General features: G+C 62.7%; 15 protein-coding genes. 7 read left to right on the forward strand and 8 right to left on the reverse strand.

Annotated elements, in window-relative coordinates; translation table 11 throughout:
• The first annotated feature begins 41 nt into the window (after nucleotides 1-41).
• The 3 genes from FEZ59_RS00115 (at nucleotide 42) to FEZ59_RS00125 (ending at nucleotide 5,186) form a co-directional block, all read left to right on the forward strand.
• Nucleotides 42-3,296 (forward strand): arabinosyltransferase domain-containing protein, encoded by a 3,255-nt coding sequence (locus tag FEZ59_RS00115; protein WP_172932179.1) that lies wholly within the window; start codon nucleotides 42-44, stop codon nucleotides 3,294-3,296.
• A 140-nt stretch (nucleotides 3,297-3,436) separates the two neighbouring features.
• Nucleotides 3,437-4,690: a family 1 glycosylhydrolase gene (locus FEZ59_RS00120; protein ID WP_172932180.1), complete on the forward strand. Its 1,254-nt coding sequence runs from the start codon at nucleotides 3,437-3,439 to the stop codon at nucleotides 4,688-4,690.
• Between the two features lie 46 nt (nucleotides 4,691-4,736).
• A complete protein-coding gene (locus FEZ59_RS00125) occupies nucleotides 4,737-5,186 on the forward strand; it encodes a hypothetical protein (protein ID WP_003942394.1) in 450 nt (149 codons plus the stop codon).
• On the opposite strand, the gene FEZ59_RS30350 is transcribed toward FEZ59_RS00125, so the two are convergent.
• Nucleotides 5,164-5,967 carry a helix-turn-helix domain-containing protein gene (locus tag FEZ59_RS30350; RefSeq protein WP_172932049.1) on the reverse strand — a complete coding sequence of 268 codons (804 nt, stop codon included), beginning with the start codon at nucleotides 5,965-5,967 and terminating at the stop codon, nucleotides 5,164-5,166. The two genes, FEZ59_RS00125 and FEZ59_RS30350, sit on opposite strands and share 23 nt — an antisense overlap.
• Nucleotides 5,968-6,059: 92 nt before the next feature.
• Here FEZ59_RS30350 and FEZ59_RS00135 point away from each other — a divergent pair, with 92 nt between their 5' ends.
• Nucleotides 6,060-6,863 (forward strand): sulfite exporter TauE/SafE family protein, encoded by an 804-nt coding sequence (locus FEZ59_RS00135; RefSeq protein ID WP_019748782.1) that lies wholly within the window; start codon nucleotides 6,060-6,062, stop codon nucleotides 6,861-6,863.
• Here FEZ59_RS00135 and FEZ59_RS00140 read toward each other — a convergent pair.
• Entirely contained in the window at nucleotides 6,860-7,483 is a 624-nt protein-coding gene (locus FEZ59_RS00140; RefSeq protein WP_047272198.1) for a dihydrofolate reductase family protein, read from the reverse strand. The two genes, FEZ59_RS00135 and FEZ59_RS00140, sit on opposite strands and share 4 nt — an antisense overlap.
• Complete coding sequence (locus tag FEZ59_RS00145; protein WP_003942413.1) at nucleotides 7,477-8,133, reverse strand: nitroreductase family protein; 657 nt, start codon at nucleotides 8,131-8,133, stop codon at nucleotides 7,477-7,479. The genes FEZ59_RS00140 and FEZ59_RS00145 overlap by 7 nt, the downstream gene beginning before the upstream one ends.
• 110 nt (nucleotides 8,134-8,243) lie before the next feature.
• Here FEZ59_RS00145 and FEZ59_RS00150 point away from each other — a divergent pair, with 110 nt between their 5' ends.
• On the forward strand, nucleotides 8,244-8,873 hold the full coding sequence (locus FEZ59_RS00150) for a LysE family transporter (RefSeq protein ID WP_019748785.1): 630 nt from the start codon (nucleotides 8,244-8,246) through the stop codon (nucleotides 8,871-8,873).
• A gap of 38 nt (nucleotides 8,874-8,911) precedes the next feature.
• Here the strand turns inward: FEZ59_RS00150 and FEZ59_RS00155 are convergent, their stop codons facing one another.
• From FEZ59_RS00155 to FEZ59_RS00175, 5 genes are all read right to left on the reverse strand, one after another.
• A complete protein-coding gene (locus tag FEZ59_RS00155; protein WP_020908009.1) occupies nucleotides 8,912-9,583 on the reverse strand; it encodes a DUF1345 domain-containing protein in 672 nt (223 codons plus the stop codon).
• A 68-nt stretch (nucleotides 9,584-9,651) separates the two neighbouring features.
• Nucleotides 9,652-10,971 (reverse strand): lipase family protein, encoded by a 1,320-nt coding sequence (locus tag FEZ59_RS00160; RefSeq protein ID WP_019748787.1) that lies wholly within the window; start codon nucleotides 10,969-10,971, stop codon nucleotides 9,652-9,654.
• A 20-nt stretch (nucleotides 10,972-10,991) separates the two neighbouring features.
• Nucleotides 10,992-12,323 carry a class I SAM-dependent methyltransferase gene (locus FEZ59_RS00165; RefSeq protein ID WP_019748788.1) on the reverse strand — a complete coding sequence of 444 codons (1,332 nt, stop codon included), beginning with the start codon at nucleotides 12,321-12,323 and terminating at the stop codon, nucleotides 10,992-10,994.
• Nucleotides 12,324-12,467: 144 nt separating this feature from the next.
• Entirely contained in the window at nucleotides 12,468-14,042 is a 1,575-nt protein-coding gene (locus FEZ59_RS00170) for an aminotransferase class V-fold PLP-dependent enzyme (protein ID WP_172932050.1), read from the reverse strand.
• The gene (locus FEZ59_RS00175) at nucleotides 14,039-15,364 is read right to left on the reverse strand and encodes an MFS transporter (protein ID WP_100199298.1); all 1,326 of its coding nucleotides are present in this window, start codon (nucleotides 15,362-15,364) and stop codon (nucleotides 14,039-14,041) included. The genes FEZ59_RS00170 and FEZ59_RS00175 overlap by 4 nt, the downstream gene beginning before the upstream one ends.
• 195 nt (nucleotides 15,365-15,559) lie before the next feature.
• Here FEZ59_RS00175 and FEZ59_RS00180 point away from each other — a divergent pair, with 195 nt between their 5' ends.
• Complete coding sequence (locus FEZ59_RS00180; protein WP_019748791.1) at nucleotides 15,560-16,213, forward strand: GNAT family protein; 654 nt, start codon at nucleotides 15,560-15,562, stop codon at nucleotides 16,211-16,213.
• 41 nt (nucleotides 16,214-16,254) lie between these two features.
• The gene (locus FEZ59_RS00185) at nucleotides 16,255-16,824 is read left to right on the forward strand and encodes a DUF5655 domain-containing protein (RefSeq protein ID WP_019748792.1); all 570 of its coding nucleotides are present in this window, start codon (nucleotides 16,255-16,257) and stop codon (nucleotides 16,822-16,824) included.
• Nucleotides 16,825-17,038 lie beyond the last annotated feature (214 nt).

A 17,038-nucleotide genomic window follows, 5' to 3' on the forward strand; every position in this document is an offset into this window, starting at 1 on the left:
GTCACGCACAGCTAGGGTCCAAAGTCGTGACAGACAGTGACGTGGCCACGACCGCACCTCCGGCCTTGCCGACCCCTCAGCGATCCAGCGGACCGAACCGAGCACGGATCGTTGCGATTGTCGCATCGATCCTCGGCATAGTTTTGTGCGGATCAGTGCCGTTCCTGCCGATCGAGCAGGACACAGCCGTCGTCAACTGGCCGCAGGCCGGGTCGACGAAAAGCGTCGAGGCGCCATTGGTCTCGTACACACCGCTACGCATGGAGGCATCGATCCCGTGCGCGTCGATCAGCGAGTTGGCCGCCACCGGCGGAACACTCGTCTCGACGGCTCCCCTGGGTGCCGCCGATGCGCGCCGCTACGGATTTGTTGCCACTGTCTCCCCCGAATCCGCCGACGCTCCCGCTCGGGTCGACGTTGTCCTGCGCGATCAAGTGCTGCTCTCGACACCCGTTGCTGATCTGCAAACTGGATGCGCACTCACGCTCGCCGCCGAGCCGACCCGAACCACCTTCAGCGCCACCGGTTCCGAACCGCGCGTCATCGAGGGCGACAGCCGACCACAGGTAGTCGGCGTCTTCAGCGACCTCGATTCGGCATCAGCCGGTTTGAACGTCTCGATCGAGGCGGACTCTCGCTTCTCGTCGAGCCCGTCGGTGATCAAGACTCTCGCCATGATTCTCGGGGCAGTCACGGCTGTCGTGTCCCTCTTCGCGCTGCACCGCCTCGACAACCGCGACGGCCGGGGCACACGCAAATTTCTGCCCGCCCGATGGTGGAAGTTCACCGTCCTCGACGGCGTCGTCGTCGGAACTCTGGTGCTCTGGCACTTCATCGGCGCTACCACCACCGATGACGGCTACCAGTTCACGATGGCCAGGGCCTCCGAGCAATCGGGCTACATGTCCAACTATTTCCGGTGGTTCGCGGTCCCCGAGACCCCGTTCGGAACGCCGTACTACAACATCCTCGGACTCCTGGCGCACGTCAGCACTGCAAGCCCCTGGGTTCGTCTGCCTGCTCTGTTGGCAGGCATCATCACCTGGCTCGTCATCAGCCGCGAGGTCGCGCCTCGACTGGGAGCCGCAATTCGCGGAAACCGGCTCGCCCTGTGGACCGGCGCGCTTGTCTTCCTCGCCTTCTGGCTTCCGTTCAACAACGGACTGCGCCCCGAACCGATCGTTGCTCTCGGCGTCCTGCTGACGTGGTGCTCGATCGAACGCGCAGTCGCGACGAGACGACTTCTGCCGGTCGCAGTCGCGATTCTGATCGCCGGATTCACCTTGACCGCCGGGCCTTCCGGCCTCATCTGCTTCGCCGCACTGATCGCCGGAATCCGCCCGATCATGCGCATCATCATCGAACGTGCCCGCACCACCGGTTACATCGCGGCCGTCGGGCCACTGCTAGCTGCCGGACTGTCGATCCTCATCCCCGCGTTCGGCGATCAGAGCCTCGCCGCCGTCATCGAGATGCAACGCGTCCACTCGATCTCACCGAACCAGCCCTGGTTCGACGAGTACCTCCGCTACCAATACCTCTTCAACATCTCCGTCGACGGTTCTCTGACTCGCAGATTCGGTGTGTTCGTCATGGTTCTGTGCCTTGGCGTCTGCACCGCGATGATGCTGCGCAAGGGCGGCCGGATTCCCGGTTTGGCCGCCGGTCCGTCACGCCGCGTCGTGGGGCTGACGATCGGCGCACTGCCACTGCTGATGTTCTCGCCGACCAAGTGGACGCACCACTTCGGAATCTTTGCCGGACTCACCGCCGTTCTGGCGATGATGACGGCGGTCGCCGTGGGTACAAAACTCCTGCGCTCGCCGCGCAATCGGGCCCTCTTCGCGGCAGCCGTACTGTTTCTCCTGGCCGTCGCATTCACCGGCAGCAACAGCTATTACTACGTGTCCAGCTACAGCGTTCCGTGGTTTGACAAGCCGGTGTCGATCAGCGGACTCGGCGCGAGCACCGTCCTCCTCGGGCTGACCGTGCTGATGCTCGGCGTCGCCGCGTGGTACTTCTTCCGTGAGCCGTACACCGCCGGGAAGGAACCGTCCGCGAAGCACGCTCGACTGCTTGCCATCTCGCCACTGACGATTGCCGCAGGTGCCATGGTCCTCTTCGAGGTGCTGTCCATGGCCAAGGGCGCGGTCACCCAGTACCCGGCCTATTCGGTGGGCCGTGCAAACGTCGACGCCGTTCTCGGCCAACACTGCGGACTCGCCAACGACGTTCTGCTCGAGACCGATCCGAACGCCTCGATGCTGACGCCCCTCTCGGGCAGCGTCGCCACAGCACTCTCCGCCGGTGGGGCTACAGGATTCGATCCGAATGGCGTCGCCTCCGACCTTCGAGCAGACAAGGAAGCCACGGCTACCGGCGGCGCGAACACCGTCGACACCTCCGAGGACACCGCCGGTAACTCGGCCGGAACCGGCGGTGGCGCCGGACAGACCGGAGTCAACGGTAGTTCGGTCGCGTTGCCGTTCGGTCTCGACCCGGCGACAACACCCGTCATGGGTAGTTACGGTCAGCCCTCCCCCGGCACTCTGACCAGCGACTGGTACCAACTCCCCGACGTGGGCGAGAACGCCACACGCGGAGACATCATCTCGATTGCAACCGCTGGTCGTGTTCGGTCGGTCGACAAGGACGGAATCGTCACCTACGGCCAGAACGTCGAGGTCGAATACGGAACAGCGCGTGGCGTCGACGATGCCGAAACAGACGCTGTGGAAACACTCGGAAAGATCGCGCCCCTCGACATCGGTCCGGCACCCTCATGGCGGAACCTGCGTGTGCCGCTGGACCAGATTCCCGTCGAAGCCAACAGCATTCGACTTGTCGTCAGCGACTACGACAGCAAGCCCGACCAATGGGTGGCCGTCACCCCGCCGCGGGTTCCGAAGACCCAGAAGCTCAACGACGTCGTCGGTTCACAGGCGCCCGTCATGCTGGATTGGGCTGTCGGACTGGCATTCCCGTGCCAACGCCCCTTCGATCATCGGGTCGGTATCGCCGAGGTCCCCGAGTATCGGATCCTTCCCGACCATTCCGGCGCGCTCGTGACCAGCGCCTGGCAGGACCACTACGGCGGTGGACCGTTGGGGTGGATCGATCTGCTCCTGACCGCTCAGACCATTCCGTCGTACCTCGACAACGACTGGGCTCGCGACTGGGGTTCGATCGAGAAGTACACACCGATCGATCCGAGTGCAGTGCCTGCCCAGGTCGACGAAGCGACCGTTCAGCGCTCCGGGACGTGGAATCCGGGATCGATGACCATGGTTTTCTGAGCGGAATTTCTGAGCGGCTGGGTCACTGAGTGACACGATCCAGTCGCGGGCGGATCGGACGAAACGCCTGCGACTGGACACTTGTATGACTTAGTCTCCCAGGCATGGGAGCCCTGTCACGGTCTATTACGCCTGCACTCATGGCACTGACGTGCCTGCTCGGGGCGCTCGCCTTTCCCACTCGCGCCTCGGCGGAGGTACCGGATGACTTCCTCTGGGGCGTTGCCACCTCCGGATTCCAATCAGAAGGTTCGTCACCGGACAGCAACTGGTCTCGATACTCCGATTCCGGACGAACCCACGACAAAATCGGTGATTCGGTCGACTTCCGGCATCGCTACGCCGAGGACATCGACCTGGCGGCCGATCTGGGATCGAAGGTTTTCCGATTCGGCGTCGAGTGGGCGCGAGTTCAGCCCGCCGCCGGGAGCTGGAACGAGGCCGAATTCGCGTACTACGACGACGTGGTGGCTCACATCCGCGCGCGGGGCATGACTCCGATGATCACGCTCGACCACTGGGTGTATCCGGGATGGGTTGTCGATCAAGGCGGCTGGACAAATCCGAAGACGGAAGCCGATTGGCTGGTCAACGCAGAGAAGGTAGTCGAGCGGTACTCCGGAATCGGGGCGCTGTGGATCACGATCAACGAGCCGACTGTGTATGTTCAGCGTGAATTGACCTACGGCGGAATCGCACTCACCCAGGCACCGTCGATGTTCGATTCATTGGTCCGAGCCCACCGGGCGATCTACGACCGCATCCATGTTCTCGATCCCGGTGCCCGCGTGAGCAGTAATTTCTCCTTCATTCCCGGCGTGTCCGAGGCGATCGATTCGGTATTCACGGATCGGGTGCGCGACAAGCTCGACTTTCTCGGGATCGACTACTACTACGGTGTGGCCCTGAACAATCCGACTGCCGCGTACGCCGCACTCGACGAGTTCTACAACGTCACACCACAACCCGAAGGCCTCTACGACGCATTGATGCGGTACTCGGACAAGTATCCGGAACTCCCCCTCTACATCGTCGAGAACGGCATGCCCACCGACAATGGAGCGCCGCGCGCCGACGGTTACACACGCGCGAATCACTTACGCGATCACATCTATTGGATGGAACGCGCCCGAGAAGACGGTGCCGACGTGATCGGCTACAACTACTGGTCCATCACCGACAACTACGAATGGGGTTCGTACCGACCTCGATTCGGCCTCTACACGGTCGATGTTCTCGGCGATCCCACTGCGGCGCGAATCCCGACCGACGGCGTCGACGCCTACCGCCGGATCATTCACGAGAACGGCGTCGGGGCCGACTACGTGCCCGTCATGGCCCCGGCTTTCTGCTCGCTCGTCGATCCTCCCCGCAGTTGTACGGCTACTCGATGACGGCCGTTTTCCGAAATTCCTCCACTCCTCGTCGTTAGGATGTCCCATGCGAACACTGCGAAATATCGCCGGAACTGCCGCTGCCACGGCTGCCCTGATCCTGGTTGCCGGAGGCGCTGCGACAGCAGCCCCCAACCCGGCCGATTCACCCCGCGAGGCGCAGGCACGCGCCTACATCGACGCCCTGGTCTCCCATGACGTTTCCGATGTTCATTTCGCCCCGGATGCGACGCGCGTCGAAGCCGGACTCAAGACGGGGTTCTCCGGACCACAGATGTCCGCCGACCTCGAAAACGGTATCCAATACCGCGTTATCCAGGGCGTACGAGACCTAGAGATGTCGGAAGCCGGGGACATCGTCTCGACCACCTATCTGCTCGACGCGGGAATCGGTGGCACTCGCCTCATGACCGTGGAGATTCGTGAAACCTTCGAAGTCCGTGACGGTCTCATCCACGACGTCGTCGCCGACATCATCCCGGTGTCTGTGTCCTGACGCGCGCCCGATAGCTACTGGGCGGTGCACCCGAGACTCGGGTGCACATCGCTGCGAAGGCAGCCGGCGTCGAGTATCCGAGTTCAGACGCAACGGCTGTCACACTGGCACCGGCAGAGAGTTTCGGGAGCGCGTGAAGAATGCAGGCACGCTGCATCCACGACGACGCGCTCATCCCCGTTTCCGAGATCAGCAAGCGGTGCAGTGTTCGTTCACTGATGTGGAGTTGCTCGGCCCACCGCGTGGGCGAGTCGTGGATCGACGGGCCGGCGAGATACCGCGTGCACAACGCCCGCAATCCCGGGTGCCGAGGCAGCGGGAGTTCCACAGGTAGGGGCGCAAGATCGCGAAGTTCGTGCAGGATCAGCTGAAATACCGCGGCGCCGCGTCCGTGTGCGGGGAAGTCGTCCTCCACGTTCAGCTCGACATCCATGTCGACTGCAGCGACGAGCAGCTCACGCAGGAGCGAAGATACTGCGACGACTCGGCACCTGACCGGGAACCACGGCGCTGCGGACGGTTCGATGTAGAGGCTTCGCGTGCTGACGCCGTCCATCGTCACTGCATGAGCGACACCGGCGGGAATCATGACCGCATTGGACGGCAGAACCGTCCACTCACCGTCATCGGTTTCGACGTTCATCGCACCGTTCACAGCGAAGAGAAACTGGGCTCGTCGATGTTTGTGGGCGGCCAGCACGTGGCCTGGTGGGTAGTCGGTTCCGATTGCGAGAACACCGCGAGGTGAGTGATCGACGTCGTTGATCGAGATGTTGCGCACCGGAGGAACCTACCGAGTCCGTGTCTGATTGACAATGGAACGTGGCGAACCTTCGAATGTGCGCCAGCGGAGAAATCGCTACCGTTCATCAAGTGCTTCACTACGCCCTCATCCTTCTCGCTTTCGGCGCCTTGACCGGAGTCACTACCGTTCTGTTCGGATTCGGTGGCGGGTTTGTCACCGTCCCAGTCGTTTACGCTGCATCCACACTTCGGGCGGACGTCATCGATCCGATGCATGTCGCCGTCGCATCCTCGGCGGCAGTGATGGTGGTCAATTCACTCAGTGCCACAATCGCATTCAGGAAGTCAGGACGGCTTCGGGCGGAGTACATCAGACCACTGATCGGCCCCGTCGCGGCCGGAGCAGGCCTCGGAGCGGTTGCGGCAGGTCACGTCGACGACGGCGCCGTTCGGATTCTGTTCGTCCTCTACCTCGTGGTCACAATCCTCGACAGCCTTCTGCGACAAGGGTTTCTGACACCACCTGAACCTCGAGAACATCTTGACCGTCACGGCGTCCGCGCTGTCGGGATAGGCATCGGCGCCGTCGCAAGTTTCCTCGGAGTCGGCGGGAGCGTCATGACGGTTCCGATGATGCGTCGCGGCGGAGTTCCGATGGCCGACGCCGCCGCGAGCGCCAACCCGTTGAGCTTGCCTGTCGCCGTCGTCGCGACTGCGGTGTACGCGGCCTCATCAGGGCACAGCACCGCCTCGGATCTGTCAGCGGGCAGAGTCGGCGCAATCGACCTTCTCGCCGTTTGCGCGTTACTGGCCGGCTCTCTACCTGCGATTGCACTGAGCCGGCGAATTGTCGGCGCCATCCCGGACCGGATCCATGCCGCCGCCTACATCGCTCTACTCGCAGTAGTCACGGCGGTGATGATCGCGGCTTAGCGGACGGCGTACCGCAGATAGATGACGCCGCCGTCGAAGGTTTTCTCTTCGAGCAGCTGCAGGTCCAGTCGCCCGCGCGGAAGGGCAGGCAATCCGCCTCCTACGCTGACCGGGCAGACGAACAGTCGGCATTCGTCGACCAGCCCCGCCGCGAATGCACTTGCAGCGATCGTCGGCCCGCCGATCGAGATATCTTGTACCGCTTCGCTCTCGAGCGCACGAACGGCGTCGGCGTCGAAGTCCCGGGCAATCGTTGTGCGCGCCGTCGACACCTCGTTCAGCGTCGTGGAGTACACGATTTTATCGATGCCACCCCAGATCTGAGCGAACTCGACTGTCGCCGACTCGATTCCGGCAAACTCGTCCGGCACCGAAGAACCTACCGATGCGGAAGTACCTTGAAGGTCCTCGTGTGCCGTTGTCTCCCAGGGAATCATTGTCTCCCAGGGAATCATCGTCTCGTACATCCGGCGCCCGAGCAGGTACGTGCCGACTCCCCTCTCGAGCTCGTTGACGAACGAATGGACCTGCGCGTCGGGAACCGCCCAGTCGAAGTTCCCCTGCTCATCAGCCACATACCCGTCGATCGAGCAGATCGCCGAGTAGATCAGGCTCACCATCGGTCCACGTGCAGCACGTTGTCGACCGGTTCACGGGCGGCGGGTTTGAACGTCTCGCCGGTGAAGTACGCCGTCGGGATAAGCGCCGCCTGATGGAATCCGGCCGGAATACCCAGCAGCTCGGCAACTTCCGCTTCACGCTGCAGGTGCAATGTCGTCCACGCCGTACCGAGTCCACGTGCCCGTGCGGCCAGAGCGTAACTCCACGCGGCCGGGAGTAGAGAACCCCACAGACCGGCCTGGTTCCCCTCCGGCAACGTCTTACCCGCCTTGATGCACGGAATGAGAAGAACCGGCACCTCGCCCATGTGCTCACCGAGCCACGCGACGCTGGTGCCTACTCGCTGTTGGATCGGCGCGCGATCGGGATCATCGGCGAAGAGTTTTGCCGCCGAACCGTGAGAAGCAAGGTACTCGTCGGTGACTTCCTTGTAGATCTGCCCGACTGCTGCACGCAGTGCCGGATCGGTCACCACCATCCACTGCCACCCCTGGCGATTCGAACCGGAGGGCGCCTGCAGGGCGATCTGGAGGCATTCCTTCACCAGGTCCAACGGCACGGGACGGGTCAGATCCAGACGCTTTCGAACGGTCCGCGTTGTGGTCAGTAATTCGTCGGGTGTCAGGTCGAGTACGGGATACGACGTCATCTCCCGATCATTGCACTGTCGCGAGCAGTGAGCAGGACAGTCCGTCTACACTTTTCTGATCCCGTGCGTGCTGGTTGTCGGGAGTATTCCCCGATCAAAGGACTTTCGACATGAGTTGGCACGTCTGGTTGGCGTTCTTCGGAGCAAGTTGGGTGATCAGCCTGTCACCGGGGGCCGGCGCCATTGCGTCGATGTCGTCAGGGCTTGCCTACGGCTTGCGGCGCGGATACTGGAACATCTTCGGGCTGCAGTTGGGATTGCTGCTGCAGATCGGAATTGTCGCGGCCGGGGTCGGTGCAATTCTCGCCAGTTCGACCGTGGCCTTTTCCTTGATCAAGTGGTTCGGTGTGGCATACCTCGTCTACCTGGGAATCAGGCAGTGGCGATCGACGCCTACCGAGGTGGAGACCGACGAGGCAACCGCGAGCAGTTCGGGCCCGATGATGATGCTTCGCGGTTTTCTCGTGAACGCGAGCAACCCGAAGGCCGTCGTTTTCATGCTCGCTGTGCTCCCACAGTTCCTGGACCCGTCGGCACCGCTGCTTCCGCAGTATCTGATCATCGCCGCCACGATGTGCGCAGTCGACGTGATCGTGATGACCGGATACACCGGGCTGGCTGCACGGGTGCTCACCTTGATGCGATCCCCCAAACAGCAGCGAACCACCAATCGAGTGTTCGCCGGCCTGTTCTTCGGAGCCGCCGGCTTCCTCTCGAGCATCGGGCGTGCAGCAGCTTGATCGGTCACACGGCTTGATCGGTCACACGGCTTGATCGGTCACAGGCCTGCAATCAAGTTGACGACGGACGCCACGATCACCGAACCGAACAGGTACGACAGCAATGCGTGGCCGAGCGCCATCGCGCGCATATCCGACGACTTCAAGTTGGTGTCGGAAATCGCGAAGCTCATCCCGACCGTGTAGGCCACGTAGGCGAAATCGCTGTACCGCGGCGGTTCTTCCTGATTGAAATCGATTCCGCCGTCGGGGCCCGAGTAGTACAGCCGCGCATAGCCGAGGGCGAACAGCGTGTGGACCGCCAGCCACGAGATCACGACGCTGCCTACTGCAACCGATGCCGCCACGACTTGGTAGTGATGTCCGTCGGGTGCCGCCAAGAGCAGGAACGCGATACCGACCAGGCTCGCGACGGCAGCGCCGAGAATCAGCAGGTGTGCGACGTTGCGAGCCGGTTCTTCCCGCGTTGCGTGGCTCGCGGTGAGCGTCGCATCGAAGGGCCAGACCAGAATCCACGTCCACACCGTGAACACCATCGCCGCGACATCCCAGCCGATCAGGAAAGCGAACCGGGGGTAGCCGACCAACGCCGTGACGACGCCTGCAGCGACACCGAGCACCAGACCTGTCGACACTCTCAGCGCTGGCCCGGCACCCAGCTCACTCCGCGGAACCGGGTTGATCGGAAGGTCGTGCGATCGATCGTTCACGGGCTCAGTCAACCACCGTTCGCAATGAGACGGTGGTTACGCCGCAAGGTAATCGAGAAGCAGGCGTGTCAGGCGTTGCAGGTGTCGACTAAAGGCTTGCCGTTGAATCTGTCCAGCACGTACTGCAATCCGACACCGAAGTCCGCTACGGCAGGCGCGAGGTGGTTGTTACCGCTCCCCGGATTCACTGCAGGCAGGGTGTCGGTGAACAACGTCGCCTCGGCCCCGCGCGCGCACCAGTCCTGAACCAGGCGCCGGGTTTGCTCGTACGGGATGAAATCGTCGTTGAGCGCTCCGTTGACCAGAATCGGCGAGGCCGGGGTTCGCCGCCCGATGCGTTGTTCCTCGATCACCTGCTGGATCTCCGGTACCGATTCCACCACGTCGGCCAGTGGCCGACCGTCTGTGGTCCACGACGCCGTCGACTGCTTCCCGTACTTGGTTCGGGAATCGATGAGGCATTGCCCGGCGACGTCGGCGAGCACGGACCGGCCGTAGTCGTTGAGTCGAGATTCGATCGGCTCTCGGGCGGCGGGATATCGGTCGAGGACGCCGTTGATCGTGTAGCCGATCGCGGCCATCAGGCCGGTACCGTCGATATGACGCAGAACGCTTGCCAGGTCTGCCGGGGGCGCGCTCGCGTAACTCCCGACCAGATTCAACTCAGGCGCGTATTCGGGTGCCAGTTCGGTTGCAGCGGCAGTGGCGCCGCCGCCCTGCGAATGGCCCCACAGCGCTATCGGATCGTCCTCTCCTGCGTTCGCCAGGGCTCGGGCAGCGCGTGCACCGTCCAACATCGCATGGGCTTCCTCGGCGCGATTGACGTAGGTATGGGTGCCGGGTGTTCCGAGTCCGATGTAGTCGGTGACAAACACGCGAACGCCCTGGGCTAGGAATGCGAAAGCAAATGCGGACTCGTAGTTGACGCCGACACTGTCCACACCGGCACCGTAGTTCGACGGATTCCCGGGTTCCGCCAGGCGGAGTTGACCGGCAGTGGGAAACATCCTCGACGGCGCGCACTGATCACCTTGGCCCTGAGTGCCCGGACCGATCACGACCGTCGGGCGCGGGCCCGCGCCTGACCACGGGGCGGCCGGCTCCAGGTACGAGCCCGACACAGCAACATTGGATCCGTGGGTGTCGGTACTCGAATACAGGATCCGGGTCCCCACACCAGGCACTCCGCCAACGGCACCGGCCAGCGGCAGCGGTTCCGTCCGAATCACCGAACCCGGATCACCGACGTCGCCCGGAATCGCGTCGTAGAAATCGTTCACAGGTTCGGCGTTCGATATCGGTGTGAACAGTAGCGAGGTCGACAACAGCGCCGATACCGCAACGGCCGAAACCTTCAGTGCCGCGAGGACAACCTTCCGGGTGCTCATGGAAATCCAACGTATAGGCCTCAGTCGACGCGCGGACCGGTTTCGATCTGCGGGACTTCAATCGATCGATACCAACTGCTACGCGAGCGGGCCATGCCACTGGCCCCCCGATCCCCTGGTTTCACGGCCAGGACCTGATGAATCGTAAGCCTGTGCGGCTCCTCGAAACCCAGGGCACTGGCAGCGAGATACAGCAACCAGGTACGCACGCGGGGAGCACCGACCTGTAGGACCGATGCGTCCCAGTTCTCGCGAAGATTCTGTACCCACGCGCGCAGTGTCAAGGCGTAATGCTCGCGCAACGCCTCGCTGTCACGCGTCTCGAAGCCTGAAAGTTCGAGCGCATCAATGGTTTTGCTCAGCGGAAGGATCTCACCGTCCGGGAAGATGTACCTGTCGATGAAACTGCGTCCGTCATCGACGTTGTCCGACAAAGACTTCACCGCCGCGATGGCGTGATTGAGCAGACGACCCTGCGGCACGAGCAGGTCGTAGAGTTTTGCCGTGTACACCGGCAAATTGGCCAGGCCCACATGCTCGGACATGCCGATGCTCGAAATCGCGTCGTACGGGCCGTCGTCGACGTCGCGATAGTCCTGCACCCGAATCTCGATACGATCGGCCAAACCCGCGTCGGCAACTCGTCCCTTGGCGTACTCGACCTGCTCGTTGCTCAGTGACACTCCGACGACGTCGACGCCGTAGTTCTGGGCAGCGTGCAGTGCCATCGATCCCCAGCCACAACCGACGTCGAGCAGTCGCATTCCCGGCTTCAGATCGAGCTTGCGGCAAATCAGATCCAGCTTCGCGTACTGAGCAGCTTCGAGGGATTCGACCCCTTCCGGCCAGTACCCGCACGAATAGACCATGCTCGGCCCGAGAAACATTTCGTAGAAGCGGTTCCCGACGTCGTAGTGATGGGAGACCGTGGCCGAATCGCGTGATTTACTGTGCCGCTTGCCTCGCTTACGACGCATCTCGATCGACGGAGGCGATGGCGGTGGACCCACCGCCCCCAAGCCGGCGAAAGTACCGGCGGCGCGCACCAGCGAGCGCAACGGCAACGCCGACAAACGATTCTCACCGAGCCGCGTGACCAGATCCGGGACATCGAGGAGCGCAAAGATATCGCCGTCTACGTCCAGATCGCCGGACACGTATGCCCTCGCCAGCCCCAATTCGTTGGGAGAGTACAGGACTCGACGTAGGGCACGCCGATTCCGGAAATGTACCCGCGCAGCGGCGTCCGGCGGACCTGCCTCCGAACCGTCCCAACATCGCACGCGAACCGGAAGCGGAACCCCGATCACTTCCTCGAAAACCGTCAAAATTTTGGTCGCGGCACCAGTCACAGATCAACCCCTCCGACAAAGATGGTTAGCCGATGACAGAAAACTTACGCCCGATTCGCGAATCTTTCGCGCCATTTGTCCGAGTTTTGGGCAGTGTTCACCGCAGTTTCGGTATTCATCGAGGTTTCGGTATTCATAGCGGTGTCAGGGCTCCACCAGCCCGGCGAGGAATTCCACCAGCAGTCTCTTCGTGACCTCACGTGGCAGCGATTCCACTGCCGCGAGGACGGCCGCCATGTCCAAGGGAGAATCAGCAGAACCCCGAGGATCCAGCCCCGCCGACCTCAAAGCTGCCGCGACAGCGTCACTTGGCAACGCAAGAACATCGGCGACGGTGACATCGCCACGTTCGAATGCTCCGGCCAACTCTGCCAGTGCCGGCGGCGCCTCGGCTGCCGCCGAGCCGCGAACGTCGTCGGCACCGAGGACGAGCGCATTGGTCAACTCGCCGAGCACCGACTCGGTCACCGGGGTGACGGTGAGGTGGGTTGTTCGAGGCAATACAGTTCCGTCAGGTTGCGTCGACGCCGGCTGCCCTTGAAGGACGAAGCCGCGGGCACCGACAGCGCTTACCCAGCGATGCGGATCGACTCGACGTTCGAGGGGCACCGAACCATCGGTGGCGACCGCGAACAGCGGCCCCACCGGCGAGCCCACGACGCGAAGCCCGTCGATGCTCTGGACCGTCTCGATCAGCGCACGGGTGGCCCGCTGCGCCCGGGACACCAGTTCGGCGTACCCCGATTGCCCGAGAACTTGCGAAATCGCCCACGCTCCGGCCAGAGCAGCAACGGATTTGGAACCGAGAAGCGTGGGATTGACCACCGGATACCCCGGCCAGTCCGTGAGCCCGAAATACTGCTTGCGATGCAGGTCACGCCCGCGGTGCAGCAAGACCGAGACGCCCTTGGGTGAGTATCCGTACTTGTGGAAGTCGACCGACATGCTGGTGACACCGGGCACCTGGAAATCCCAGGGCGGCAGATCACCCCACCACGGCAACGCAAGCCCGCCGATGCAGGCGTCGACATGTAATGGAATCGAATGTGCACGAGCAACTTCCGCGACGTCGGCGATCGGGTCGAGCGCCGCGAACGGGTAATTGGGCGCCGAGACGACGATCAGAACCGTGTCCTTCCGAACTGCCGTCGCAATATCTTGTGCGCCCACGCGCCCCGACGTGGGATCTACGGGTACCAGGATGAGTTCCAGTCCGAGTAGGTGCGCTGCCTTGTGGAAAGCGGCGTGCGCGGTGGTCGGAAGAACCAGCGAACCCTCACCCGGCGGGAGCCCGCGGAAGTCGCGAGCTGCCTTGACGGCCAACACACAACTCTCCGTTCCGCCGCTGGTGACATTTCCGACGACTACTCCTCCGGTGTCTGTGTCTGTGTCTGTATCGGTATCTGCGGCTGGGTCTGAAGCTCCATGGAGGAACTCGCGAGCGAACGCAACCAACTCACGCTCCATCACCGCCGTGGACGGGAACACCGTCGGGTCGAGACCGTTGACCGGCTGAACCAATCGAGCTGCGTCCGCTGCCAACTCGTCGAGGGCTGCGAGACCGCTGTCGTACACGTACGACAGAACCCGGCCTCCGTGCGTCGGGGCGTCCTGCTCACGAAGCGAACGCAGCCGAGTCAAGATGTCGGCCGCCCTCTTCTCGAGGTTCGTGCTCTCGACGATCTTGCCCTGAAGTTCCTCGGCCTGAGTGGAACTCATCGTTCACCTACGTTCTCGTGAGTGGATTCTTGTTCGGTGCGGTAGTTCCGCAGTACGACCAGGCTGATCGCAACCAGGATCGCCGGGACGACCGAGAAGCCAAAAGCTATTCCGGTCAGCGCTGATTCCGGTTGCACGACAGTTTCGCCCGCAGTTTTCGAAACGAAGCCGGTCACCGCGAGTACACCCAAGAACACCGCGGGCCCCAGGGCAAGGCCTGCGGTTTCCGAGGCTGTCCAGATACCACTGAGCGAACCACCACGTTGGCGTCCACCGATTCGCGCGTCGTCCTCGATGACGTCAGGAAGCATCGCCAACGGGAAAACCTGCATGCCGGCATATCCGACGCCGGCAAGGGCGACGGCACCGTAGATCCACGAACCGGCGTTGACAGCCGCAAGGGTCAACAACGCCGTCGCGACGACAAACAGAACCGAGGACACGACGTAACCGCGAAGCTTTCCGTACCGATGCGAGAACCGGTACCACAGCGGCATGACGACGAGAGCTGGTCCGACGAGTGCAACGAACAGACCGGTGAGCGCGCCTTCGCTGCCCATCACATAGGTCGCCAGATATTGCGCACCCGCCAACATCACAGCGGTGGCAAGTGCTTGGAGCACAAAGACGATGACCAGCAATCGGAACGCGCGGGTGCGTCGTATCGCGTCGAACCCGTCCCGGTACTGCGAGAGCAACGATCCGACCGGCGCGTCCGCGTGAGTCACCGTGTGGCGCGCCGCTCCGCGAACTGCCCAGATCATTGCCCCACACATCAGCGCCGACACCCCGATCGCCATGACCAGATAACCGCGTGCTCCGCCCCCGGCAGCGTCGCGAAGTTCCGGTCCACCAGCGCCGATGACCAGAATTGTCAGGGCCAACACCGCAATTCGAACCGATACCAAACGAGTGCGTTCGTGGTAATCGCCAGTCAACTCGGTCGGCAACGCGATGTACGGCACCTGAAAGAGGCTGTAGGCACTGGCCGCGAGCAGGAAGAAGACGAGCACCCACAACGCCCCGACTCCGGGGCCCGCAGACACGGGGGCTGAGAACGTGAGAATGAAGAGCAACGGCAGTCCCAAAGCGCCTGCGAGCATGAGTGGCACTCGCGTACCAGTTCGATGAGAGCTTCGATCGCTGATCGACCCGATCAGCGGATCGATCAGGACGTCGGCGATTTTCGGGACAATGACTACAAGCGACGCGAGCGCCGCGGCCACGCCGAGCGTATCGGTCAGGTAGTACGCCAGTACCAGACCTGGAAGCACGCCGAATCCACCCGTGCCGACACTTCCCGCTGCGTATCCGGCCACCACACCACGCGAAAGCCTGTCAGGCGATCTACCTTCACGAAGACGTACCGGTTTGTCTGTAGTCACCGTCCACACACTAATGTCACGACTCCGTACCGCGAGGGCAAAAGAATCTCGATGACCAGAAGTCGCTCACTCGGACGGGCCGGGCATGCCAGACTGTGACCCGATTCGCACACGAACGAAAGCCTGAAGACGATGGTTGATCCACTGACAGAGATCTGGCCTCCGTACGGAGTCACGATCACGTGTGGGCGCATCACCTTGGTCCCTGTGCGCGACGACCATTTCCCCGAACTCGCTGCGCTGGTCCGAGCCGGCATTCACCCTGCCGAACAGATGCCGTTTCTCGTCCCCTGGACGGTGGGCACTCCCGAAGAAGTGTCGCGAAGATTCATCCAATACCACTGGTCGGTCCGCGGAGCGATGACCACGGCCGACTGGAAATTCGAAACAGCCATTGTCGTCGACGGAGAAATTGTCGGCTGCCAGGCGTTCGCCGCGACGGACTTTCCCAAAAGTCGTACCGGTGAAACCGGCTCGTGGATCGGGCGCGGGTTCCAAGGCCGGGGCATCGGCACTCTTGCCCGACAGGCAATCTGCGCATTCGCATTCGACTCTTTGGGCGCACGAAGCGTCGTGTCGTCGGCGTTCACGGACAACCCCGCCTCGATCACGGTGTCGACCAAAGTCGGCTACCGCGCCGACGGCACAGTAGAGGAGTTGGCTGCCGACGGCCGAATGACCGTGCGTCGACTCTTCACCCTCAGGCGCGAAGATTTTGTCGCACCGCCGTACCCCGTCGAAGTGACCGGCGCAGACGCGCTCAGGGCGATGCTGGGTATCGACTGAGCGAGCTACCCGTGCACCGTGACAGCCGGTAGAACAGACGCATGGAACCCTCCGACATGATGGCCGCAGTCACCTCGTCCATGCGCGACCGTACCGGACGCACTCTCGAAGAATGGGTTGAGGCTGTACGGACGTCGGGGGTCGACCCGCTCGATCAGAACGAAGTCCGCAAGTGGCTGAAAGCAGAGCACGGTGTACCGCAGAACTCGCAGTGGGCAATTGCATTCGAGACTGCCAAACAGTCCGGATGGGTGGAGCCGACCGTCGAGCAATACATCGACCAGCAGTACAGCGGTCCGAAGGCAGCACTGCGACCCATCTTCGATGCAGCCCGACGTCTGATCGAAGAGCTCGGAACCGATGTTCGAGTCGAAGGCCGCGGAACATACACGCCCTTTGTTCGCGCTCGCCAATTTGCTGCCATCGCAGCGGCCACCAAAGCCCGAGTCGACCTCGGGCTACGTTTTGTCGAGGCCCCCGGTTCCGAACTTCTGGTGCCGGCCAAAGCTCCCGGGCAGTCGACTCACAAGATCGGGCTCACCAGCACCGAGGACGTGAACGACGAAGTCGGATCGCTGATAGCCATCGCGTATCTACAGAACGGCCGGTAGGACACTAACTCGCCGCCACGCAACCACTCACCGGCACGCTGCACGAAAGTCCCTGTTCTCCTTGTCGGAGAACAGGGACTTTCTTCACCGCGGGGGAAGGTCGCTGCGACGTGTCAGCTCAGGCCGAAGATCGCGCCGATGATGGTCCGAGCAGCCTCGAAGAGCGCATCAACGGACGGGACACCGATTTCAGAGCTGATGGAAAAAAGGGAAC

Source organism: Rhodococcus sp. MS13 (genome assembly GCF_013277835.1).
Classification (GTDB): Bacteria; Actinomycetota; Actinomycetes; order Mycobacteriales; family Mycobacteriaceae; genus Rhodococcus_F; species Rhodococcus_F erythropolis.